The sequence below is a fragment of the Notoacmeibacter ruber genome, from assembly GCF_003668555.1.
GTDB classification, from domain to species: domain Bacteria; phylum Pseudomonadota; class Alphaproteobacteria; order Rhizobiales; family Rhizobiaceae; genus Notoacmeibacter; species Notoacmeibacter ruber.
In genome coordinates, this window is sequence record NZ_RCWN01000001.1 from 364,119 (window position 1) to 386,707 (window position 22,589).

Annotated in this window: 19 protein-coding genes; 4 read left to right on the forward strand and 15 right to left on the reverse strand. The window is 60.8% G+C overall.

The window, feature by feature from the left end; genetic code table 11:
* Positions 1–7: 7 nt before the first annotated feature.
* The 6 genes from D8780_RS01780 to D8780_RS01805 all read right to left on the reverse strand — a co-directional run bounded on the left by D8780_RS01780 (position 8) and on the right by D8780_RS01805 (position 7,298).
* The gene (locus tag D8780_RS01780; RefSeq protein WP_121644099.1) at positions 8–1,678 is read right to left on the reverse strand and encodes a long-chain-fatty-acid--CoA ligase; all 1,671 of its coding nucleotides are present in this window, start codon (positions 1,676–1,678) and stop codon (positions 8–10) included.
* Positions 1,679–1,765: 87 nt separating this feature from the next.
* Positions 1,766–2,368, reverse strand: a complete 603-nt coding sequence (locus D8780_RS01785) for a DUF924 family protein (RefSeq protein ID WP_121644100.1) — start codon at positions 2,366–2,368, stop codon at positions 1,766–1,768.
* Between the two features lie 111 nt (positions 2,369–2,479).
* A complete protein-coding gene (gene xylA, locus D8780_RS01790) occupies positions 2,480–3,802 on the reverse strand; it encodes a xylose isomerase (RefSeq protein ID WP_121644101.1) in 1,323 nt (440 codons plus the stop codon).
* A gap of 9 nt (positions 3,803–3,811) precedes the next feature.
* A complete protein-coding gene (locus D8780_RS01795; protein WP_245412367.1) occupies positions 3,812–4,576 on the reverse strand; it encodes an ATP-binding cassette domain-containing protein in 765 nt (254 codons plus the stop codon).
* Between the two features lie 110 nt (positions 4,577–4,686).
* Positions 4,687–6,096: a sugar ABC transporter permease gene (locus tag D8780_RS01800; protein WP_121644103.1), complete on the reverse strand. Its 1,410-nt coding sequence runs from the start codon at positions 6,094–6,096 to the stop codon at positions 4,687–4,689.
* 158 nt (positions 6,097–6,254) lie between these two features.
* Positions 6,255–7,298 (reverse strand): substrate-binding domain-containing protein, encoded by a 1,044-nt coding sequence (locus D8780_RS01805; RefSeq protein WP_121644104.1) that lies wholly within the window; start codon positions 7,296–7,298, stop codon positions 6,255–6,257.
* Positions 7,299–7,484: 186 nt separating this feature from the next.
* On the opposite strand from D8780_RS01805, the gene D8780_RS01810 reads away from it, so the two are divergent.
* Genes D8780_RS01810 through glk form a run of 4 tightly spaced genes read left to right on the forward strand, consistent with a single transcriptional unit; the run spans position 7,485 to position 12,926 of the window.
* The gene (locus tag D8780_RS01810) at positions 7,485–8,738 is read left to right on the forward strand and encodes an ROK family transcriptional regulator (RefSeq protein ID WP_121644105.1); all 1,254 of its coding nucleotides are present in this window, start codon (positions 7,485–7,487) and stop codon (positions 8,736–8,738) included.
* The gene (locus D8780_RS01815) at positions 8,735–10,138 is read left to right on the forward strand and encodes a di-heme oxidoredictase family protein (RefSeq protein WP_121644106.1); all 1,404 of its coding nucleotides are present in this window, start codon (positions 8,735–8,737) and stop codon (positions 10,136–10,138) included. Before D8780_RS01810 ends, D8780_RS01815 begins: the two co-directional genes overlap by 4 nt.
* On the forward strand, positions 10,135–11,850 hold the full coding sequence (locus D8780_RS01820; RefSeq protein ID WP_121644107.1) for a CRTAC1 family protein: 1,716 nt from the start codon (positions 10,135–10,137) through the stop codon (positions 11,848–11,850). Before D8780_RS01815 ends, D8780_RS01820 begins: the two co-directional genes overlap by 4 nt.
* Positions 11,847–12,926, forward strand: a complete 1,080-nt coding sequence (glk, locus tag D8780_RS01825; RefSeq protein WP_245412219.1) for a glucokinase — start codon at positions 11,847–11,849, stop codon at positions 12,924–12,926. The genes D8780_RS01820 and glk overlap by 4 nt, the downstream gene beginning before the upstream one ends.
* Before the next feature lie 7 nt (positions 12,927–12,933).
* Here glk and D8780_RS01830 read toward each other — a convergent pair whose 3' ends face one another.
* From D8780_RS01830 to ccoG, 9 genes are all read right to left on the reverse strand, one after another.
* The gene (locus tag D8780_RS01830; RefSeq protein WP_121644108.1) at positions 12,934–13,983 is read right to left on the reverse strand and encodes a branched-chain amino acid ABC transporter permease; all 1,050 of its coding nucleotides are present in this window, start codon (positions 13,981–13,983) and stop codon (positions 12,934–12,936) included.
* 2 nt (positions 13,984–13,985) lie between these two features.
* A complete protein-coding gene (locus D8780_RS01835) occupies positions 13,986–14,870 on the reverse strand; it encodes a branched-chain amino acid ABC transporter permease (RefSeq protein ID WP_121644109.1) in 885 nt (294 codons plus the stop codon).
* Between the two features lie 74 nt (positions 14,871–14,944).
* Complete coding sequence (locus D8780_RS01840) at positions 14,945–16,159, reverse strand: ABC transporter substrate-binding protein (protein ID WP_425373639.1); 1,215 nt, start codon at positions 16,157–16,159, stop codon at positions 14,945–14,947.
* Between the two features lie 38 nt (positions 16,160–16,197).
* Entirely contained in the window at positions 16,198–16,902 is a 705-nt protein-coding gene (locus D8780_RS01845; RefSeq protein WP_121646292.1) for an ABC transporter ATP-binding protein, read from the reverse strand.
* The gene (locus D8780_RS01850) at positions 16,895–17,653 is read right to left on the reverse strand and encodes an ABC transporter ATP-binding protein (protein WP_121644111.1); all 759 of its coding nucleotides are present in this window, start codon (positions 17,651–17,653) and stop codon (positions 16,895–16,897) included. Before D8780_RS01850 ends, D8780_RS01845 begins: the two co-directional genes overlap by 8 nt.
* Before the next feature lie 217 nt (positions 17,654–17,870).
* A complete protein-coding gene (gene ccoS / locus D8780_RS01855; protein ID WP_121644112.1) occupies positions 17,871–18,023 on the reverse strand; it encodes a cbb3-type cytochrome oxidase assembly protein CcoS in 153 nt (50 codons plus the stop codon).
* The gene (locus tag D8780_RS01860) at positions 18,020–20,338 is read right to left on the reverse strand and encodes a heavy metal translocating P-type ATPase (protein ID WP_121644113.1); all 2,319 of its coding nucleotides are present in this window, start codon (positions 20,336–20,338) and stop codon (positions 18,020–18,022) included. Before D8780_RS01860 ends, ccoS begins: the two co-directional genes overlap by 4 nt.
* Positions 20,335–20,841 (reverse strand): FixH family protein, encoded by a 507-nt coding sequence (locus tag D8780_RS01865; protein WP_121644114.1) that lies wholly within the window; start codon positions 20,839–20,841, stop codon positions 20,335–20,337. Before D8780_RS01865 ends, D8780_RS01860 begins: the two co-directional genes overlap by 4 nt.
* A gap of 1 nt (position 20,842) precedes the next feature.
* Positions 20,843–22,414, reverse strand: coding sequence for a cytochrome c oxidase accessory protein CcoG (gene ccoG, locus D8780_RS01870; RefSeq protein WP_121644115.1), 1,572 nt, complete (start codon positions 22,412–22,414; stop codon positions 20,843–20,845).
* Positions 22,415–22,589: the final 175 nt, after the last annotated feature.

The window sequence follows — 22,589 nt, forward strand, 5'->3', positions numbered from 1 at the left end:
TTCGCGATCAATCGGGACGCAGATCCTTGCGAAGGATCTTGCCGACGGGCGATTTCGGCAACTCCTTGCAGAATTCGACCTTTCTCGGACGCTTGTATCCGGTCAGGTTCTCGCGGCAATATTGCAGGATTTCGTGCTCATCGAGGGATGATCCCTCTTTGGCAACGATGAAGAGCTTAGGCACTTCGCCGCTTCGTTCGTCTGGCACTCCGATGGCGGCGGCCTCCAGCACATCCGGATGGCCGGCTGCGACCTCTTCGATTTCGTTTGGATAGACGTTGAAGCCGGAGACGAGGATCATGTCCTTCTTGCGGTCGACGATCTTGAAGTACCCGCGCTCATCCATGAAAGCCATGTCGCCGGTCCGGAAATAGCCGTCTTCCGTCATGACATTGGCGGTGTCGTCGGGGCGGTTCCAATAGCCGGCCATCACCTGCGGCCCTGAAATCGCGATTTCGCCGACCTCTCCCTGACGGACTTCGTGACCATCATCATCCAGGAGTTTCACATCCGTCGACGGCAGGGGAATGCCGATCGTGCCGGAGAAGCTCTCCGAATCCAGAGGGTTGGATGTGGCAACGGGCGATGTTTCGGAAAGGCCGTAGCCTTCGTGGATGGTCACCCCCGTCAGCTTCTCCCAGCGTTCCGCCACCGGCTTCTGAACGGCCATGCCGCCGCCAAGCGTCAGTTTCAAATGGGAGAAATCGAGCTTCTTGAAACCTTCATTGTTCATGAGGGCGACGAAGAGTGTGTTGAGCCCGACAATGACTTCGAAAGGCTGGCCTTTCAGAGCCTTGGCAAAAGCCGGGATGTCCCGCGGATTTGGAATGAGAAGGTTATGCTGCCCTTCCTCAATGCCGTTCAGCATGTTCACCGTAAGCGCGTAGATATGATAGAGCGGCAGAGGACAGACCATCAGCGTGCCCGGCTTGCGCCCCCCTGGGAAAGCCGCGCCGACCCAAAGCCGGTTCTGCTCCATATTCGCCAGAATATTGCGATGGAGAAGGGTGGCTCCTTTCGAGACCCCGGTCGTGCCGCCGGTGTATTGAAGGAAGGCGATATCCTCCAGGCCGATGTCAGGCGGGGTGAAGGTCTTGTCGCTACCACTCTTCACGGCGTCATTGAATCGGACGTGCCCTTCGAGCGTATAGTCGGGGACCATCTTCTTGACGCGTCGCACAGCGAAATTGACCACATACCCCTTGAGGCCGAGCAGGTCGCCCATGGTGGCGAGAATGACCGTCTTGAGGGCGGTTCGCTCGCGTATCTTTTCCAGGGACGAGGCGAAGTTCTCCAGAATGATGATTGCCTCGGCGCCGCTATCATTCAACTGGTGCTCGAGCTCGCGGGGCGTATAGAGCGGGTTGACCCCCACCACCACGTAACCGGCCTGCAAGATCGCCGTGACCGCGATTGGATATTGCAGGACGTTCGGCATCATGACGGCGACACGGGCGCCTTTCTCCAGGCCGATCGACTGCAGATAGGCGGCGAGGGCCTTGGACTGGCGTGCAATCTCCGCAAACGAGATGGTCGTACCAAGGCAGGTAAAGGCGGGACGATCGCCCCATTTCTCACAGGATTCGAAGAGCAGATCGCCTAGAGACGTCGAGGAAGGCGGAGCGATCTCCGCTGGGACCGATTTCGGATAGTGCGCAAGCCAGGGTTTCTCTGTCATCGGTTCCTCCAATCGTACCGTTATATCGATAACGCCTTTTCTTTATTCTCTAGCATCTAACGTAAACGTCAATCGAAGCGACCTCTATTACGTTTCCCCATCCTCGCGTATGTCCGTTCCGTCAGGAGCGGGCGTCGACGTTTGTCCATAGCTTTCGGCATCGGCAAGATAAGTCTTCTCCTCGTCCGTACTCTGTCGCCCGAGAACGTCATTGCGATGGGGAAAGCGGCCGAACCGCTTGATGATGTCGCGATGCTCCTCTGCAAAACGCTTCGCCTCCTCCAGGCCGAGCGCCGTGAAATATTCGACGGAAATATCCTGAACGGCAAGCGTTTCCGAGTGCATCATCGGCATATAGAGAAACTGCTTGCCGTGCTCGTTTAATCCTCGGTCGAACCCTTGCGCCACGGCATGGCGGGAGAGATCCAGCGCCAGCGGATCCGTCGCAAAAGCACGGGCAGTCCCGCGAAACATGTTTCGCGGGAACTGGTCCAGAACGATGATGGCGGCAAGCGCTGCATCGGGCACCGCGCGCGAGACCGGCGGCACCGCCTGCGCCAGGCTCTCATGAAGGGGCAGAAAGCGTTTCCTGATCGCCTCGTCCACGGACGGCTTTACGGAAAACCAGTCCTCCGGCCCGAGCTCGTCGAACCAGAATGTCGTGACCTCAGCAACCCACTCCGACTCCATCAGCTCCTCCTCCGCCTTTGCAAGACATCCTTGCGCCTTCGCAAATAGTGCGAAGATGGCGGAGGGCCCACCCCGGTCTGTGATTTGACGTGAGAGGTGGTGCCGCGGGCTTTAGACGTAGCGATTGACGATGTTTTCGGCCCACTCCTGCCGGCCGCTTCTCGGCTCGGGATTGATATCCTCCGCATCGACCCGCGCAGCTATGTCTTCAAGCGTCCGTTCGCCCGAAAGCATGGCTTTGGGCTCGTCATGCTCCCAGCCCGAATAGCGCCTCGACACGAACTCTGTCAGAAGACCTTCCTCGAGCATGGTCGCGGCAGCTTTCAGGCCGCGGGCGCAGATATCCATTCCGCCAACATGGGAGAAGAGGAGGTCGTGCGGGTCCAGAGACTGTCGGCGCAGCTTCGCATCGAAATTCGTGCCGCCGGATTCAAAGCCGCCGGCCTTGAGAATTTCGTAATAGGCCCGCGTCACTTCCGGAACGTCATTGGGGAACTGGTCCGTATCCCAACCGGACTGGTAATCGTTGCGGTTCATGTCGACGGAACCGAAAATCCCCAGCGCGGCTGCTGTCGCGATCTCGTGTTCGAAACTGTGGCCTGCGAGAATGGCATGGCCCTGCTCGATATTGACCTTGACCTCGTTTTCCAAACCGTGGCGCTTGAGAAAGCCATACACGGTCGCGACATCGTGGTCATATTGATGCTTGGTCGGCTCCTGCGGCTTTGGCTCGATCAGGATCGCGCCCGGAAAGCCGATCTTGTGCTTGTATTCGACGACCATGTTGAGGAAGCGTCCGAGCTGCTGGTCCTCACGCTTGAGATCGGTGTTGAGAAGCGTCTCATAGCCTTCACGGCCGCCCCAGAGCACATAGTTCGCGCCCCCCAGCTTGTGCGTCGCATCCATGCAGGTTTTGACCGTGGCAGCGGCGAAGGCGAAGACATCGGGGTCGGGGTTTGTCGCAGCACCGGACATATACCGGCGGTGGGAAAACAGGTTGGCGGTTCCCCAAAGGAGTTTCAGCCCGGTTTTGTCCTGCTTAGCCTGGAGAAAATCGACGATGGTCTGGAGGTTCTTCGTATTCTCGGCAAAGCTCTCGCCTTCCGGCCGGATGTCGGCGTCATGGAAGGTATAGAACGGTGCGCCCAGCGCAGTGAACATCTCGAACGCGACGTCCGCCTTCAGCTTGGCGGCTTCCATGGGATCTGAGCATCGATCGGCGAACCAGGGTCGGTCGAAGGTCTGTCCGCCAAAGGGATCGCCGCCCGGCCACACAAAGCTGTGCCACCAGCACACGGCAAAGCGCAGATGATCTTCCATCCGCTTGCCCATGACGATTTCATCCGGATTGTAATGGCGAAATGCCAAGGTTTCCGGACCGGCCTCCGGGTCGAAAGGGATTTTGGAAATGTCGCCGAAAAAGCCGGTGCTCATGAAATATCCTCAGTTTGTCGTTTCGTCTCGAACGGCGCCTGGCCCCGGCGTCGCGCCGGGAGGACACTTGCCGAGAATGATCATGCCCAGCACCTCGTCATCGGTGACGTCTTCGGTAGGTGCCGAACCGACAATCTGACCGTTTTTCATCACGATCACCCGATCGGCGAGGTCAAACACGTCATGAATGTCGTGGCTGATCAGGAAGATACCGATGCCATCCGCCTTGAGTTGTTTGATTAGTTCGCCGACCTGAGCCGTCTCCTGCGGTCCGAGTGCAGCGGTCGGTTCGTCCATGATCAGGATGCGGGCGTTGAAGAGGATCGCGCGGGCGATGGCGACGGACTGCCGCTGACCGCCGGAAAGGCTTTTGACGGGATCCTTGAAACGCTGGAAGTTCGGGTTGAGCCGGCCCATCACCTTGCGGGCTTCGGCCTCCATGGCCGCATCGTCCAGCGTGCCCCAACGCGTCAGAATTTCGCGCCCGAGAAACAGGTTGGCGGCCGCGTCCACATTATCGGCCAGCGCCAGTGTCTGATAGATCGTCTCGATCCCGTATTTCTTGGCATCGCGTGGATTTTCGATGGTGGCGGTATCGCCACGCACGAAGATCTCGCCGCTGTCACGCGTATAGGCGCCTGACAGGATCTTGATGAGCGTGGATTTGCCCGCGCCGTTATGGCCAAGAAGGGCGACCACCTCGCCTGGGTAGAGGTCGATCGAAGCATGATCGACGGCCTTGATGCCGCCAAAGGCGATCGAGATGTCCTTCATCTCGATCAGTGGGGTGGCACCCGGCTCACCCCGCCGTGCGGTCAGCGGCTCTGCGGGCACGTGCTCCGGCAGGGCGGTCTTGGTCTCTGTCGCGGTCATGGCGAAGTTCCTTATTTGGCCCGGCGGCGATAGATCGTGTCGATGAAGACGGCGAGAACGAGCACGCTGCCGACGACGACCTGCTGGACGGCGCTATCGAAACCGATAAGCACCATGCCGGTTTGCAGGCTCTGCATCAGAAGGGCGCCGATGATCGCGCCGTAGATCGTGCCGATGCCGCCGGCGAGCGAGGTGCCGCCGATCACGGCCGACGCGATGACGTAGAGTTCATCCAGCGTGCCGAGCGAGTTGGTGGCCGAGTTGAGGCGGGCGGAAGAGATGAGACCGCCAATCGCGGCGAGGACACCCATCAGCGCGAAGATCTTCACCGTCATCAGGCGGACATTGATGCCGGCCAGCTCCGCGGCCTCCGGGTTGCCGCCGATGGCGAAGACGTATCGGCCGAAGCGCGTCCGTGTCGTCAGGAACGTCATGAAAATGCCGACCGCGATCAAAATGAGAACCGGTATCGCAAACCCATGGCTGATGAATATCCCGCCATCCGGCACTTCGATGCCCTGTTCTGCTGCATATTGGCGAACGATGCCGCGCGGCCATCCATAAGCGTTGACGATCAGGACGAAGCCGACGACGAGCAGGCAGCCGACCGCGGCGACGAAGAATTCGGCCCAGACCGGTCGTGTCGGGAACTTGAAGCGCTGGCGCTGGTGCCGCCCATGATAGACGGCCCAGATGATGCCGATGCACGCGATGATGCCGATGACCCAGCTCCAGAACGCGCCGATCGAGCCATAGGGACCACCGCCGAGCAGATTGAAGGTCGGATCAAGCGGGCTGATGGTCTCGCCGCGCGCCATGAGATAGGCCACGCCGCGCCAGACGAGCAGGCCGCCCAGTGTCACGATAAAGCTCGGGATCTGCCCATAAGCGATCAGGAAGCCGTGAAATGCGCCGACAAGCGCACCGGCCAGAATGCCGGCAACGATAGCAAGAACCCAGGTGCCGCCCCAGCCGAGACCGAAGATTTCCGGCAGCCACCGCGCTTGCGCCAGGCCCATCACCATCGCGCAGAGGCCGAGCATGGAGCCGACGGAAAGGTCGATATGACGGGTGACGATGACTAGAACCATGCCCGTGGCCATCACGCCGATCGAGGCGGTCTGAACGGTGAGGTTCCACAAATTGCGTGACGTCAGAAACGCGCCGAAACCATTGGCGAACTCGCCGTAGAAATGGAAGCCGAGCCAGATGAGAAGCAGGGCGCCGACCATGCCGAGAAGGCGCTGGTCGATCTCCGTGGATCGCAGGAAGCTGCTGATCGGCCCCGATTTGTCCCGTGCGATGGGACCGGATGAGGGCTGCGCGCCTCCGGATGTCTTCTCTTCTGTTATGGCGGTCTCTTTGGGGCCGGGCGCTGCGTTATCGCTTGGCCGGCCTTCTTCATAGGTGCTGTCGGTCATGGAAGGCGCCTTTCGGCTGACGGCTGGTGGTGCCGCAGCGCAAATCAGGAAACGGCTCTAGGCGAGGAAACGTCGCTCCGCCGTGCTATGAGCCGCCGCCGTCCAAACCGACGGCGGCGTGCTCACTTTTGGAAAAGCCCGTCAGGGCAGCTCAACACTTAGCCCTGGCAGGCCGGGACGTCGTCCTGAGCGCCTTCACAGGCCTGTTCCTTGGAGATGTGGCCGGCATCGATCGCCTTGCCGAGCGTCTCCTTGGTGATCGGCGTCGGCTCCAGGAAGATGGCGTTCATCTCAACGCCCTTTTCGCCGCCGCTCCACTTCTCAGCGCCCTCGACGTCGGCCATTTCCGTGCCGGAGGCCAGTTCGGAAGCGATTTCCGCAGCGCGCTTGCCAAGGTCACGGCTGTTCTTCCAGACTGAAACGGTCTGCGTGCCGCGTGCGACGCGATTGAGGGCCGCAAGGTCGCCATCCTGTCCACCGACAGGCGTCGAGCCGTCCATGCCCTGCGCAGAAAGAGCTGCGATCACGCCGCCGGCCATGCCGTCATTTTCAGCGAGAACAGCGTCGATCTCGTTGTTCTGCGAGGTCAGGCACTGCTCCATGTTCTTCTGGGCATTGTCTGGCTTCCAGCTATCGGTGAAGCTTTCGCAGGCCACGTTGATCTTGCCGCCATCGACATCGTCGCCGATCACTTCCATCATGCCTTCGAGAAGGAAGGCAGCGTTCGGGTCGCCCTTGTCGCCCTTGATGATCGCGAAGTTACCCTCGGGCTGAGCTTTGGTTACCTCTTCCGCGATGATGCGGCCAACGCCCTTATTGTCGAAGGTCAGATAGAAGGCTCGCTCATCTTCGATGAGGCGGTCATAACCGATCACCGGAACGCCTTCGTTGGAGGCCTGGTCAATAGCAGGGCCGATCGCATCCTTGTCCATTGCCAGAATGATCAGCGCATCGACGCCCTGCGCCAGAAGCGCTTCAACGTCGGTGATCTGCTTGGAAGCAGAGGCCTGCGCATCTGCCGACACATAGCTGTCGCCCGCTGCCTGGATGGCTTCCTTCATTGCCGATTCATCGATTTTCCAGCGCTCCTCCTGGAAGTTCGACCATGAAACGCCGATCTTGTTGCCTTCGGCCAAAGCAGGGGCAGCAAAGGCCATGCCAAACGCAGCGCCAGCCACCAGCGCCGTTGTCAATTTTTTCATCTGTTCCTCCCAATGCGCCGAAGCGCAGGTCACATTCACCGGCCGAGCCGGCTTCCGATGAGCCTTTATTTCAAGTCTCGAAAAAAAACGTGACGTATCGTTCGTCTTGTGTCAAGAAGGAAATGGGAGTGAGTTAAGTTGTTGCAGTGCAACGACTTTGTTGCAGTAGCGAAGCGGGAGGTCCCGATGGCCCGGCGTACGATGGCGACGCGCCCGGACGATATGCGCCGTATGAACCGGATACGTCTGCTGGCCACTTTGCGTGCATGCGGCGGCACGAGCCGTCATGCCTTGAGCCATGAGACGGGCCTCTCCGCCGCGACCGTTTCGACGATCACCGCCGAGTTGATCGAGGAGGGCCTTATCGGCATTGGCGAGAGCACGACCGGCGCCACGTCGCGCGGCCGCCCTCGTGTGACGCTCAAGCCGGCGGCGGATGTCGGCATTCTGGCCTGCGTCGCGTTTCGCTATAACCAGGCCATTGTCAGCCTCGTCGATTATGCTGGCGAGCAAGTTGCTCATCTGCGAAGCGATCTCGATACGCGGTCTCTCGACAAGGACGGCCTTTACAGCGCCCTAGAAGCGCTGATCCGTCGAGCGATGGCAGAAGGCCCCGTTGATGCGCCGCCACTTCGCCGCATTACACTCGGTATGCAGGGGATCGTCGATCTGGAAGGACGCACCCTTCTATGGTCGCCAGCTTTGACCTTTCACGAGGCGCCATTGGCCGATGCGTTGGAGGAGCGCTTCGATGTTCCGGCACGCCTTTACAATGACTGCGACCTGATGGCCGAAGCGCTGCGCAAGCAGCCTTTTCGGAAAGGGTTGAAGGACTTCGCCGCCATATTGGTGGCCAGCGGTGTTGGAATGGGGCTTCACCTGCGCGGCCAACTGGTCAACGGTTTGAAGTCGTCGGGCACGGAATTCGGCCATATCCCTGTTCACCCGGGCGGAGCCCTGTGTCGGTGCGGTCATCGGGGATGCGTAGAGGCCTACGCGGGAGGCTACGCCATGGCGCGCCGGGCCGCCGGCCTTCACGGAAGCGATTCACCCGTCGATATCGGGGCGGTTTCCGACCTCTCTACTCTGGTCAGCAAGGCGGATGCAGGTGATATCCATGCTCGCGCGGCGATCGATGAGGCGGGAGAAGCGCTCGGCCTTGGTCTTGCGTCGCTGTTCACGCTGGTCGATCCATTCCCGATTGTCCTGGTCGGTCAGCACGATGAGCTATTCGAACGGATGACGACACCGCTTCGCCGGACATTGGCGGCAACACGCGCCGGTCAGGCCATTGCCGAAAGCCTGCCGATCTCCTTTTCTCCCGACCCCGTGCCACTGACCCTGGCCGGCGCAGCGCTCAGCGGACTGACCGCACTCGACGAAATGCTCGCGAACAATCTGCATCTCGTGAGGGAGCCCGGAGGAGGCAAAGCGGCATGAAGCCGATTATTCTATCTCTTTTCTGCACCGCCCTGCTGGGTTTCGCACCCATTTCGCAGGCGGAGGACCTGTTCGACGAGAGGGCACGACAGGATCCGCTGGTCGATGGCAGCTTTTCCGGGGCGCTTTCCGGCACGCAGCTTGAAACCTTTCGCCAGGCGGGAGAGACCCTTTTCACGGCGCGCTTTACAAGTGCGGACGGCGCGGGCCGGCCGATGGCGACCCAAGCTATCATCCCGACCAAACGCAAGCGCTCCGTCCCGTCGCAATTCCAGCGTTTGGCCGGCATGGATTCCAACAGTTGCGCCTCCTGCCACCGTGACCCGAATCCCGGCGGCGCTGGAGACTTTTCGGTCAATGTCTTCGTATCCGAGGGTTTCAACCAGGCGGATTTCGACACGACGGATCCGCAATTCTCCAATGAGCGCAATACGAATCACCTTTTCGGCGCGGGGCTGGTCGAACTACTCGCTCGTGAAATGACCGCTGACCTTCAGGCCATTCGTGAGGAGGCGCTGATCGAAGCGCGCCGAAGCGGTGAATCCGTCACGAAGCCGCTTTCGACGAAAGGTGTCGACTTCGGCACGATCATGGCCGCACCGGATGGAATGATCGATCTCTCCGGGCTGGATGGTGTCGATACCGACCTGGTCATCCGTCCCTTTGGCCATAAGGGCGTCATGACGTCGCTTCGCCAGTTCAGCGTGAATGCCGCCAACCACCACCATGGTATGCAGGCGGTCGAGCGCTTTGGTTCGCGATGGACAGGCGAGGCCGATTTCGATGGCGATGGTTTGGGCAATGAAATCGGGGAGGCCGAAATCGCGGCTTTGGTGGCCTGGCAGGCGGGTCTTCCCGCGCCGGCCCGGCGCGACGATCTGGACGCGGCTGATGCGGCGCGGGTCGCCAACGGGGAACGGCTGTTTTCGGATCTTGGCTGCGCCTCCTGTCACAGGCCTGCTCTGCCGCTTGAAGACCTGACATTCATCGACCCCGGCCCGGTCGACGCGGCCGGCACTATGCGGCCCGGCGAGGGGGTGGATCGCCGATACGACCTTTCCACTGCAGCACGAAATCTCTTACGCGATGAAAAGGGGCGCGTGATGGTGCCTCTCTATGGCGACTTGAAACGCCACCGGATCGTGGATCAACAGGTCGACGGGTTCGGCAATGAGCTGCTGGCTCAGCGCTTCGTGGAGCGCGATGTTTTTCAGACGACCGAATTGTGGGGTGTCGGCTCGACGGCGCCCTACGGTCATCGCGGCGACATGACGACGCTGACGGAAGCGATAGAGGCCCATGGTGGCGATGCGCGAAAGCCGCGCGATGCCTTCATCGAATTGGGCGAGAAGGAGCGATCGGACATTGTTGGATTTCTCAGGACCTTGGTGATCCGATGAAGTGGCGCATCGTTCTTCTTGTTGCTTTATCGGCTGCAACGCCCGGCTTCGCGGCGGAGGGCGCACCGACTGCCTTGCCGATGGATGTGCCCGCCCTTCGGGAACAGGCGAAGGAAGCGGGTATCGAACACGTTTATGAAGGCCCGTGGGAATATTTCGTCGGCGGCGGGGTCGCCGCTTTCGATTGTAATGGCGACCGGTTTCCCGACCTTGCTTTCGCTGGCGGGACCAACGATGCCGCGCTTTATGTCAACCATTCGCGACCGGGCGAAGAGTTGCGCTTCGCACAGGCGGAAGAAGCGCTTCCGAAGGAGGCTCGTGACAAGGTCACCGGGCTCTATCCGCTCGACATCGATGGTGACGGTAACAAGGATCTCATCGTCCTGCGGGTCGGTGAAAACGTGATCCTGAAAGGGGATGGCGCCTGCCATTTCGAAAAGACCAACCGTAATTTCTCCTTTGATGGCGGGCGGGCATGGACAACCGCCTTTGCCGCGACCTTCGAGCAGGACGGCCGCTTTCCCACCCTCGCTTTCGGCAATTATGTGGACCGCAGCGCGCCAGGTTCCCCTTTCGGTACCTGCCATGACAATGTCCTGATCCGCCCGCGTGAAGCGGCTGACGGAACGCCCGATTATTCGGACCCGCAAACCATGACGCCCGGCTATTGCGCGCTTTCCATGCTGTTCACCGATTGGAACGGTTCGGGCGTTCCTGCCCTCCGCATCACCAATGACCGGCAATATTATCGCGGCGGACAGGAAGAGCTCTGGCGCGTCGATCCCGGTCGGCCTGCGCGACCTTACCGGTCCACCGATGGGTGGCAGGCGGTCACGATATGGGGAATGGGTATTGCGGAAACGGACCTTGATGCCGACGGCAAACCCGAATACGCCCTCACATCCATGGGCGATACCAAACTGCAGACGCTGGACGAAGAGGCCGAAGAGGACCGGCCCGTCTATCGTGACATAGCCGTCGAGAAGGGTACGACCGCTCATCGGCCCTATACGGGCGATGACATCAAGCCCTCGACAGGCTGGCATGCGGAATTTGCCGACATGAACAATGACGGCCGGACCGATCTTTTCATCGCCAAGGGCAATGTGCAGCAAATGCCGGATTTCGCGCGCTTCGACCCGGATAATCTTCTGCTTGGAACGTTCGATGGCCGCTTTGTCGAGGCGGGAGAGCCGGCTGGCCTTGCGCGCGCCACACGGGGGCGCGGAGGCGCGGTGGTGGATCTCAACATGGACGGCATGCTTGATCTTGTGGTCGTTAATCGGCAGGCGCCGGTGGCTCTGTTCCGTAATGGAGGCGCAATGCGCGACGATGGACGTTCACCGTCTCCGATGGGAAGCTGGATTGCCGTCGAGCTTCATCAGGACGGACCGAATCCCGATGCCATCGGGGCCGTTATCTCTGTCCGGTTGGGCAACGAGACCGTGACGCGTCGCATTTCCGTCGGTGGTGGGCATGCGTCGGGTCATCTGGGCTTCGTGCATGTCGGAACCGGCACGGCGGAACGGGCCGAGATTCGCGTAAAGTGGCCTGATGGCGACTGGAGCGCGCCCTATCGCGTTTTTGCCGGCAATTTCATCCGCATCGACCGGCAGACCGATCACGCGCGCTACTGGTACCCAATCCGCATTGATGAGAAACAGAAAACAGGTGACCAATCGGCCAGCCTTGCAGCGGAAAAGCATCCATGACCGATAGCCAGATGCGTCGTGCACGACCGCCTGCCGGTGGCAAACGGGTCGTGTCCGACATGCCCGAAGCGCACATACTGCCCTTTCCCGTCATCGTCGGAGATATCGGCGGCACCAATGCGCGGTTCGCGATCGTTCCGTCGCCCGATTCGGAGCATGTTCGCCTACCGACACAACGAACGGCCGCCCATCCGTCGGTCGAGGCGGCGCTGCTTGCCGCTCTCGGTGAATGGTCTGGCCCTCCGCCGGCCTCGGCACTTTTCGCGCTGGCCGGGCCTGTTCTCGGTGACCGCATCCCGCTGACCAATTGTCCGTGGGTGATCGACGCGCAGGCGGTGATGAAGGCGCTCGACCTCTCCGCATTCATGGCCGTCAACGATTTCGAGGGCCAGGCTCTCGCGGCGGCCGCGTTGCCGGAAGAGGACTGGATCGTCCTCCGGGAGGGACAGGCCGTTTCCAACTCGCCGCGCATCATCCTTGGGCCGGGCACCGGCCTCGGGGTTGGCGGACTGATCGAACTGCCGGGACTCTGGGTCCCGGTGCCGGGCGAGGGTGGTCACGTGGATATGGGGCCTAGAACCGCCGATGATCTGGCGCTTTGGCCTCATCTCCACGCTCAGGTCGGACATCGCATATCGGGTGAGGCCATCCTGTGCGGGCGGGGCCTGCTCAATCTCTATCGTGCGGTTTCCGCCCGGCGTCGAACCGATCCACGCCATGATCGGTCCGAGGATATCACCCGCGCTGCTCTGGCCGGTGAAGATTCGATCGCAGAAGAAACCATTCGCCATTTTGTGACGTATCTTGGCCGTCTCGCCGGCGATCTGGCGCTTGTCTACGGTGCGCGCGGCGGCGCTTATATAACCGGCGGCATTGCGCCGGTCATTCTGCCCTTCCTGCGCGACAAATCCTTTATCGACGCGTTTGACGACAAGGCGCCGCACTCCGCCTGGCTCTCCACTATCCCGATTCATATCGTCGCCCATGAATCGCCGGCGCTTGCGGGGCTTGCCGCTTATGCGGCAGAGCCCGATCTCTATGCGGTCTCGCAGGCGGGACGCTTCTGGAGCAGATAAAGCGCCGTCAGACCTCCGAACGGCTTTCCTGCGCTTCGCTCGCCGGTTCGATGGATCGACCACGCCACTGGTTCCAGCGGTGGGACAATTCTCCGACGATGCCGCGCCGGAAGAGCAGGACGCACGCCACGAAGACGGCGCCCTGAACGATCGTGGTGAGCGATCCGATCTGTGCCAGTTCGTTCTGCAATGTGATGATAATCGTGGCGCCGAGAATGGGGCCGAGCATCGTGCCAATGCCCCCCAGAACCGCCATCAATACGACCTCGCCGCTCATCTGCCACTGAACATCGGTGAGTGACGCGAGCTGAAACACCATCACCTTGGTCGATCCGGCGAGCCCGGACAATGCGGCGGAGAGGACGAAGGCCATCAGTTTGTAGCGGTCGGCGTCGTAACCGAGTGAAATGGCGCGATCCTCGTTTTCACGGATCGATTTGAGCACCTGACCGAACGGCGAGTGGACGGTCCGATAGACGATGAAGATGCCGAAGCAGAAGATCGCCAGAACCAGATAATAGACGCTCATATTGCTCGTCATGTCGATGATGCCGAACAACGACCGCCGCGGGACGCCCTGCAACCCGTCCTCACCGCCGGTAAAAGGCGCTTGAAGACAGACGAAATAGACCATCTGGGCCAGTGCGAGGGTAATCATCGCGAAATAGATGCCTTGCCGCCGGATGGCGATCAGCCCGATCAGAAGGCCGAGCAGCGCGCCCGTTGCAGTACCCGCAAGGATACCCAGCTCCGCGGTAAGCCCGAGCGATTGCAGACAATAGCCGGTGACATAGGCGGAAAAGCCGAAGAAGGCGGCGTGGCCGAAGGAAAGAAGGCCCGCAAAGCCCAACAGCAGATTGAAGGCAGCGGCAAAGAGCGCGAAGCACAGCACCTTTGCCACCATGACGGGATAGAAAAAGTGCGGCGCGGCCAGAAGGGCGATAATACCGATAACGGCCCAGAGGCGTAGGTCGGCCAGAAGAGGCGTTTTGTTTTCGCTCTCCTCGTCAGCGAGGTGGGATAGTTCGCCGGACGAATGCAGATTGCTCCCGCTCATGTTCAAGCCGCCTTTCCGAAGAGGCCCGCCGGCCGGACGACCAGGACGACCGCCATGACCACGAAAATCACGATATTGGACGCTTCCGGCCAGAAAACGCGCGTCAGCCCCTCGCAAAGACCCAGAAGAAAGCCGGATATGACCGCCCCCTTGATTGAGCCGAGGCCGCCGATCACGACAATGGCGAACACCACAATGATGATGTTGGACCCCATGAGCGGGTTCACCGAGTAGATCGGTGCGGCCAGAACGCCCGCAAATGCTGCCAACGCCACTCCGAAACCGTAGGTTACGGTGACGAGGAGGGGAACATTCACCCCGAAGGCGCGGACGAGATCAGCATTCTCCACCGCAGCGCGCATCGTCGCGCCAAGCCTCGTCTTTTCGATCAGAAGCCATGTCGCGATGCAGACGATAAGCGACGCCACGATGACCCAGGCGCGATAGACGGGCAGGAACATGAAGCCGAGATTGAAAACGCCCTGCAAGGAATCGGGAATGGCGTACCGTTCGCCGGAGACGCCATAGAAATGACGGAACGCGCCTTCCAGCAAGAGCGCCAGGCCGAAGGTGAGCAACAGGCCGTAAAGATGGTCGAGATCGGCGAGCGGTCGAAGCAGCAGCCGTTCAATCACCATTCCGAACAAGCCCACAATGACGGGCGCGAGGAGGAGGGAGGGCCAGTAGCCGATCCCCATAATGTCGAGGAGAAGAAAGGCCACGAACGCGCCGACCATGTAGAGCGCGCCATGGGCGAAATTGACGATGTTGAGAAGGCCGAAGATCAGGGCAAGGCCGAGGCTGAGGACGGCGTAGAACGCACCATTGATGAGGCCAATCAAAAGCTGGCCCATAAAGACCGGAAGCGGAATGTCCAGCAGCGCCATTCTCAACCCTCATGCATGAAGAAGACAGGGGGCGGCTGGGGCAATCATATCGTCGCCCCAGCCAGACTGTTCGATCAGTTGTTCTTGATCGCTTCGCAGGTGCCGTCTTCCAGCGAGCGAAAGGCGTCATCGCCGGGGATCGTGCTGACGATGTTGTAATAGTCCCACTTGCCCTCGCTTTCCTCAGGCTTCTTGACCTGCGCCAGGAACATGTCGTGGACCATCAGCCCGTCTTCGCGGACCCTGCCATTGCGGGCGAAGGCGTCCTCGATCGGCATTTCCTTCAGCTTGGCGACGACCGTCTTGGCGTCGTCGGTGCCGGTCTCCTTGACGGCCTTCAGATAGTTGAGGACCGAAGAATACATGCCGGCATGGACCATCGACGGCTTGCCGCCATGCTTCTCCTCGAACTTGGCGCTCCATTCGCGCGCCTTCTCGTCCTGATCCCAGTAAAAGCCCGTGGTCAGCGTCAGGCCTTGGGCGGCATCGAGGCCGAGCGCGTCGACATCGGTAATGAAAAGAAGCAGTGAAGCGAGCGCCTGACCGCCCTGAACAATGCCGAATTCCTGCGCCTGCTTGACCGAGTTCTGCGTGTCGGTACCGGCATTGGCAAGACCGATGACCTTGGCGCCCGAACCTTGCGCCTGCAAAAGGAAGGACGAGAAGTCCTGCGTCGGGAACGGCGCGCGGACATTGCCGATAACGGTGCCGCCATTGGCCTTCACCGCGTCCATCGCATTCTCTTCCAGCTTGTGGCCGAAAGCATAGTCGGCAGTGATGAAGTACCAGCTGTCATTGCCTTCCTTGACCATGGCGACAGCGGTGCCGTTGGCCAGCGCGTCGGTGTCGTAGGTCCAGTGAATGCCGGTCTCAGGCGCGCAGTTCTCGTTGGTCAGTGCCGCGCTGGCGCCGCCATTGTTGATATAGGCAATGCCCTTTTCGCTGGTGACTTCCTGCAGGGCGATTCCGACGCCCGAATTGGCGCCCCCAACAACCAGGTCGACCTTGTCCTGATCGGCCCACTGACGCGCGATATTGGAGCCGATATCGGCCTTGTTCTGGTGGTCGGCGGTCAGCAATTCGATCTTTTTGCCGTCGATCTCACCGCCCATCTCGTCGATTGCCATCTGCGCGGCAACCACGGATCCTTCTCCATCGATGGCCGAGTATGGGCCGGACATGTCGAGGTTCATGCCGATCTTGATCGTGTCGTCGCTAATGCCGCCATCCTGGGCGAGGGCCGGCGTCACAAGCGCGGTCGCGGCTCCGGCCAGAAGCATGGTTTTCATCAGTTTCATATCTTTCCTCCCAAGTGTCGGCTCCCGGTTCATATGCCGAGATAGCCGGTTATCGTTTCCCTGTTGGCTTCCACCTCGTCGCGTTCGAAACTGTCGATGACACGACCATGTTCGACCACATAGTGGCGGTCGCCGACCGCCTCGGCGAAACGGAAGTTTTGTTCGACCAGCAAAATCGTGAAGCCTTCCTCCCTCAGCTTTGCGATGATCTGGCCGATCTGCTCGACGATTACAGGGGCAAGGCCCTCCGTCGGTTCGTCGAGAAGAAGAAGGCGCGCTCCGGTTCTCAGAATACGCGCAATGGCGAGCATCTGCTGCTCGCCGCCCGAGAGCTTGGTCCCCTGGCTCGCTCCACGTGTCTGAAGAATGGGGAAGAGTTCGTAGACCCGTTCAACGCTCATCCCGCCTTCGGCGACGATGGGCGGCAGCAGGAGATTCTCTTTCACGGTAAGCGACGAGAAGATCCCCCGCTCTTCGGGGCAGAAGGCGATTCCCGCCCGCGCGATCTGGTTGGCCGACAGGCCGATCGTTTCAATGGAGCCGAAGCGGACCGAACCGTTCCGCTTCTTCACCAGCCCCATAATCGAGCGCATGGTGGTCGTTTTGCCGGCGCCATTGCGGCCGAGAAGGGTGACGATCTCGCCCTTGCCGACGGTAAAGTCCATGCCGTGCAGGATGTGGCTCTCGCCGTACCAGGCGCCCAGACCGTCGACGGTCAGCAACGGCTCAGTCATCATGATGGGCCGCTCCCATATAGGCCGAGATCACGTCCTTGTTGCGGCTGACCTGTTCATAGGGACCTTCGGCCAGTACGGCGCCGCGCTGAAGCACCGTGATCGTGTCGGAAAGATCGGCGACGACATTGAGATTGTGCTCCACCATCAACACCGTGCGCCCTTCGGCGACGCGGCGGATGATGTCGGCCACGCGATTGACGTCGCCTGTGCCCATGCCGGCCATCGGCTCGTCGAGCAGCAGGACTTTCGGCTGCAGCGCGAGCGTGGTCGCCAGTTCCAGCAGGCGCTTGCGGCCATAAGGCAGTTCGGCGGCCAGATTATTCTCGGCATCCTCCAGGCCGACATTGGCCAGAATGGACCGGGCCTCGTCGTTCAGCACGTTCAATCCCGTTTCCGATTTCCAGAAGTGGTAGGAATTATGCATCTTCCGCTGCAGCGCGACCCGGATATTCTCCAGGAGGGTCAGGTGCGGAAAGACCGACGATATCTGAAAGCTGCGAACCGCACCCATACGCGCGATTTGCGATGGTTTCTTTCGGGTGATGTCTTCACCATCCAGCAGGATGTTGCCGCTCGTCGGCTGCAGAAACTTGGTGATCAGGTTGAACATGGTGCTCTTGCCGGCACCGTTAGGTCCGATGAGCGCATGGATCGTTCCCTGTTTCACCTGCAAGGAAACATCGTCGACGGCCGTGAAGCCGGTGAATGATTTAGTGAGATTGCGGGTCTCAATGACATAGCCTGTCACTGGCGCTCGTCTCCTCCCGATCCTTCCGGATTGCAGCAAGGCCTCCCAACCTTGCCGTCGCCGCCGCCTTGCACGGCCCCCCGTGTTTCGGCAACGAACAATCCTATGGGAGCGTGATTGTTTCCATAACACAAGAGGCCAAACGCAAAAAAACGCTCGGCGTCGTTACCGAGGCGCGCAATAAGCCGCAGGTTCTGCCGGTCTTGTGAGGATAATTCTATTGCCGGTCGGCGGGGTCGTCCTCGAGGACACGCCACGCCGCGCCATCCAGATCGTCAAACTGGCCGTTCCGCAAAGACCAGACGAAGGCGAGAAGGCCAGCGAAGCCGAGAAAGAGCGCGATCGGAAGAAGCATGAGAAGAATATTCATGCGGTGAGCCCCTCTTCGTGCCCTGGCGTCATGGCCACACTCTCGGAGCGTCGTTCGGAGTTTGCGCGCGGATTTCCGCGCGAAAGGCGAAGCGCATTGCTGACGACAAGTATCGACGAGCCGCTCATCAACAGAGCGGCGATCAACGGCGTGACCACACCGCTCACGGCAAGCGGGACCGCGCAGATATTGTATCCGATCGCGAGAGTGAGGTTCTGGCGGACAAGCCGCCGCCCCTCGCGCGCAATGCTATAGGCTTGGGAAACGGCTTCCAGCCCCGGACGCGTAAATACGAAATCGGCCGATAGACGCCCGACATCGCAGGCGGAGCCCGGTGCAAAGGAAACGTGGGCGCCCGCCAGGCTCGGAGCGTCGTTGAGTCCGTCGCCGACCATCAGCACCTTCGTGCCCTTCTCTTTCAACTCGTCGAGCCGGGCGAGCTTGCCCGCGGGGCGGCATTGCGCCGTCCATTTGGAAAGACCGAGCCGACGCGCAACCGCCGCCACGGTGACAGGCCCGTCCCCCGACAAAATTTCTGTCTCGAAACCTGACTCGCGCAGCCGATCAACGGTTGCAGCGGCCTGCGGCCTCAAGCTCTCCTCAAGTTCGATCCGGCGTATTGGTTCGTTCTGGAACGCGAAGGACAGACCGTCGCCGCGGTTTGCATCTTCGGTCGACGCCGCTGCAATCTCCTGAACCCAGTCGGCGCGGCCGAGGCGAGCCCGGCGCTCGCCGAAGCGCGCTTCGATACCCGCGGCGGCTTCTTCGTGGATGTCCTCCGCCACCGGGGCTGTGCGTCCCACCAGAAAGGCGGCCACGGCCTGTGCGGCAGGGTGGGAGGAGTACCGGGCCAGTGTCGACGCGGCATCCATTTCGCGTGCGGTTTTCAGATCGCTCGAAACGACCTTCGGCTGCCCTGTCGTCAGCGTGCCGGTCTTGTCGAAGACGACGTGGTCGGCTTCGGCCAGCCGCTCCAGAGCATCGCCGTTGCGCATCAGAATGCCGGATTCGAAAAGGCGCGCCGCCGCGATAACATGGACGACAGGCACTGCCAGGCCAAGGGCGCAGGGGCAGGTTACGATCAACACCGCGACTGCCGCATCGAGGGACGTCCATATATCGAATGACCAGACCATCCAGCCGACGAAGGTGAGGGCCGCTAGCGCGTGGACGATAGGCGCATAGAGGCCGGCAAGCCGGTCGGTCAGGGTCGCCGTATCGCCGCGGCCGCGCTCGGCGGCCTCCATCATCGTCGCGATTTCTGAGAGGAAGCTCTCATTAGCCGTCTTTTCCACGCGAAGGTCGAGCGGCGCGGAGAGTGCCAGAACACCGGCTTCGAGGCGGGTACCGGGGCCGGCCGAAACCGGTTCCGATTCGCCCGTGACCAGCGACCGGTCGATCGTACCTTGCCCGCTCAGCACCGTCGCATCGACCGCCAGCCGTTCACCTGTGGTGAGCCGCACCATGTCGCCGGGGCGCAATTCGTCGGCGGGAACCCATTCCATCTGTCCGTCGGGCTGGACAAGCCGCGCGCCTTTCGGCGCCATTCGCGTCAGAGATATCACGGCGCTTCTGGCCCGCTCGCGCATCCGCTGGTCGAGATAGCGGCCGATGAGAAGGAAGAAGGTCAGCATCACGGCCGCGTCGAAATAGATGTGGCCTTCACCCACCACCGTTCGCGCAATGCTCATTCCGAGTGAGAGGATGAGGGCAAGCGCAATCGGCACGTCCATATTCACGCGCCCGGCGCGAACGGCCGACAAGGCCGAAGCGAAGAAGGGGCGTCCGGCAAAGGCAACGGCCGGAACTGCGATGAGGAGCGAGACGAGATGGAAAAGAGTACCGGTGGTTGCCTGAGCGCCGCTCCAGACAGAAACGCTGAGCAACATGATATTGGCGGTCGCAAAACCTGCGACTGCGAGAGCGACTAGAAGCTTTCGGGCCTCCTGGCGGTCGCGTTCGGCATCCAGATCGCCCAGATCGACCGGAAAGGCGTCGTAGCCGAGCCGCTTGACCTTGTCCTCAATGACATCGAGCGTATCGAACGCCGCGCGGTCCAGGACCACGATAAGACGGCGAAGCGTCAAGTTCGCTCGGACCGAACGCACGCCGGCCAACCCCGCCAGCCCCTTTTCCAACGTGGAGATGCAGGCACCGCAGTGCATTTCCGGTACAGACAGAACCAGACGGCCCGCCCCGTCCGATTCTTGCCGCACGGCGTGCAGCCATTCCTCCAGCCGTTGCGCGCGCGCGGCGTCAGAGAGCAGGTCGTTCGATCCGCTCTGGCCACTCAGTGCGGGCGCGCAGCAGCTCATCCATCGCTCCTGGAGGCCTTCGGCGGAACCGTGAAGCGGTACGAGCCTTCCCAAGGCTCAACGCCGCGCGGTTCGACGGTCAGCTTTGCAACCCAGGCACCGGCATGAAGATCGACCGGCAGACCATATCCACCCTCTGGCAGGGACGGGAGAACCACAGTCTGATCGTCCTTGTCGAACATCACGCCTTTCAGCTCTGCGGTGACCTTGGCGCGTTCCACCGGGCGGCCTTCGCCATCCTTCAGTTCGACCGCCAGGAAATCGTCCTTCATGCTGACATGGGCGTCCCAGTCCCGGGCGATCTGGGCCGCCCTCTCGGCGCGATCCTTCTCGAAGTTCTGGCTGGCGACGTAGGAGTTCTTGACCACCAGCCCCGTCCAGCTTTGGGACGCGAAAAAGGCGAGTGTCAGGTTCACCGATATGACGACGCCGAAGAACAGGACCATGATGATCAGCATGTGACGCCCAGTGAAAGGGCCGCCACGGAAAAGGGACTGGCTCATATCAGTTCTCCGGTACTTCGAAACGAGCGCTGTAGGAGTCGTGCTCTTCGTCGATCTGGTCGTCAACGCTAAAGGTGAACTCTGTCGTATCTTCGGCCAGATTCTCCCGCGGAACGGTCACATAAACCTTAAGCTGACGCAACTGGTCCGGATTGACGGGAACGGCGATGCTGCGGGCTTCCTCGTCGGCGATCTCGTTGACCTCCATCGTCGCGCCCGGCAGGCCTTCAAGGCCAAGCCTGATGGTGCGCGGTTCCGGTTTCATGTTGAGGATCTTGATGGTGTAGCCATTTCGGATCGACCCGTCGGAAAGACGTGTGAAGACCGGATTGCGGTCGTGCAGAACGTTCACTTCAAGCCGATCACGCAGGCCGAGAGCGAACAGCAGGGCAAGGCCGATGGCGAGCCACAGGCCGGTATAGATAAAGGTGCGCGGACGCAGCAGATGCCGCCAGTTGAAGTGGCGGTATTGCGGCTTCACATGACCGTCTTCGTCATGCACCCGGGCAGGGTCGATACGATGCGATTCCGGATTGGTCGCCATGGCCATGTTGGCATTGTAGTCGGCAAGGGTCGCATAGGAGATGAGGCCACGATCACGGCCGACCTTGTCCATCACGTCGTCGCAGGCATCGATGCAGAGCGCACAGGTGATACAGGCCATCTGCTGGCCGTCGCGAATGTCGATACCCATGGGGCAGACCACCACGCAGGCATTACAGTCGACGCAGTCGCCGGTCTGCACGCCGGCTGCCGCCTGCCGCTTCTTGCCACGGCCTCTGGGCTCGCCGCGCCAGTCATTATAGGTGACGGTGAGGCTTTCCTCGTCCAGCATGGCCGCCTGAATGCGCGGCCAGGGACACATATAGATGCAGATCTGCTCGCGCATGATGCCGCCAAACGTGTAGGTCGTCGCCGTCAGAATGGCGACGGTCATGTAGGCGATCGTCGGCGCTTCACCGTAGAAGAACTGCATGGCGAGCGTTGGCGCATCGGCAAAATAGAAAATCCACGCGCCGCCCGTCGCGACCGCGATCAAGAGCCAGATGGCGTGTTTTGAAACGCGCTTGGTGATCTTGTCGAAGCTCCAGGGAGCATTCTCCAGCCTGATGCGCGCGTTCCTGTCCCCTTCGATTGCACGTTCGATCACGAGAAACAGGTCGGTCCAGACGGTCTGCGGGCATGTGTATCCGCACCATGCGCGTCCTGCTATCGAGGTGACAAGGAAGAGGCCGATCCCCGCCATTACCAGCATACCGGCCACGAAGAAGAATTCCTGCGGCCAGATCTCCACCATGAAGAAGTAGAACCGCCGATTGGCCATATCGATCAGGACGGCCTGGTCCGGTGCATATGGCCCGCGATCCCACCGCAGCCACGGTGTCAGGTAATAGATACCGAGCGTAACCGCCATGATGATCCATTTGAGACGTCGGAAACGGCCATTGGCCCGCTTCGGAAAAATTTTCTTCCGACCCTCGTAGAGCGGCTTGTCGCTCGGAGCGGAATTGACCGCTTCGACGTCGTGCCGTTCGACGTTGCTGCGTGGGCGTATCCAGTTCGGAAGACTCATGATTACTCCTTGCCACATGCATGGCCACTATTGGAGCCGTCATGCGCCGGCGAGTCGATATATGCATTGATCGATATCAATGTTAGGACGGGGCGTCAGGAAAATATGCGGCCGGCAAACATTTGCCAGCATTCCATTTTTCCTGCGCTTTCAGCTTGCTCTTCGACACGCGCAA

Excerpts from the sequence above, each read along its gene's own strand:
- D8780_RS01780 (WP_121644099.1), bottom strand. The coding sequence starts at position 1,678 with ATGACAGAGAAACCCTGGCTTGCGCACTATCCGAAATCGGTCCCAGCG.
- D8780_RS01785 (WP_121644100.1), bottom strand. The coding sequence starts at position 2,368 with ATGGAGTCGGAGTGGGTTGCTGAGGTCACGACATTCTGGTTCGACGAG.
- xylA (WP_121644101.1), bottom strand. The coding sequence starts at position 3,802 with ATGAGCACCGGCTTTTTCGGCGACATTTCCAAAATCCCTTTCGACCCG.
- D8780_RS01795 (WP_245412367.1), bottom strand. The coding sequence starts at position 4,576 with ATGAAGGACATCTCGATCGCCTTTGGCGGCATCAAGGCCGTCGATCAT.
- D8780_RS01800 (WP_121644103.1), bottom strand. The coding sequence starts at position 6,096 with ATGACCGACAGCACCTATGAAGAAGGCCGGCCAAGCGATAACGCAGCG.
- D8780_RS01805 (WP_121644104.1), bottom strand. The coding sequence starts at position 7,298 with ATGAAAAAATTGACAACGGCGCTGGTGGCTGGCGCTGCGTTTGGCATG.
- D8780_RS01810 (WP_121644105.1), top strand. The coding sequence starts at position 7,485 with ATGGCCCGGCGTACGATGGCGACGCGCCCGGACGATATGCGCCGTATG.
- D8780_RS01815 (WP_121644106.1), top strand. The coding sequence starts at position 8,735 with ATGAAGCCGATTATTCTATCTCTTTTCTGCACCGCCCTGCTGGGTTTC.
- D8780_RS01820 (WP_121644107.1), top strand. The coding sequence starts at position 10,135 with ATGAAGTGGCGCATCGTTCTTCTTGTTGCTTTATCGGCTGCAACGCCC.
- glk (WP_245412219.1), top strand. The coding sequence starts at position 11,847 with ATGACCGATAGCCAGATGCGTCGTGCACGACCGCCTGCCGGTGGCAAA.
- D8780_RS01830 (WP_121644108.1), bottom strand. The coding sequence starts at position 13,983 with ATGAGCGGGAGCAATCTGCATTCGTCCGGCGAACTATCCCACCTCGCT.
- D8780_RS01835 (WP_121644109.1), bottom strand. The coding sequence starts at position 14,870 with ATGGCGCTGCTGGACATTCCGCTTCCGGTCTTTATGGGCCAGCTTTTG.
- D8780_RS01840 (WP_425373639.1), bottom strand. The coding sequence starts at position 16,159 with ATGAAAACCATGCTTCTGGCCGGAGCCGCGACCGCGCTTGTGACGCCG.
- D8780_RS01845 (WP_121646292.1), bottom strand. The coding sequence starts at position 16,902 with ATGACTGAGCCGTTGCTGACCGTCGACGGTCTGGGCGCCTGGTACGGC.
- ccoS (WP_121644112.1), bottom strand. The coding sequence starts at position 18,023 with ATGAATATTCTTCTCATGCTTCTTCCGATCGCGCTCTTTCTCGGCTTC.
- D8780_RS01860 (WP_121644113.1), bottom strand. The coding sequence starts at position 20,338 with ATGAGCTGCTGCGCGCCCGCACTGAGTGGCCAGAGCGGATCGAACGAC.
- D8780_RS01865 (WP_121644114.1), bottom strand. The coding sequence starts at position 20,841 with ATGAGCCAGTCCCTTTTCCGTGGCGGCCCTTTCACTGGGCGTCACATG.
- ccoG (WP_121644115.1), bottom strand. The coding sequence starts at position 22,414 with ATGAGTCTTCCGAACTGGATACGCCCACGCAGCAACGTCGAACGGCAC.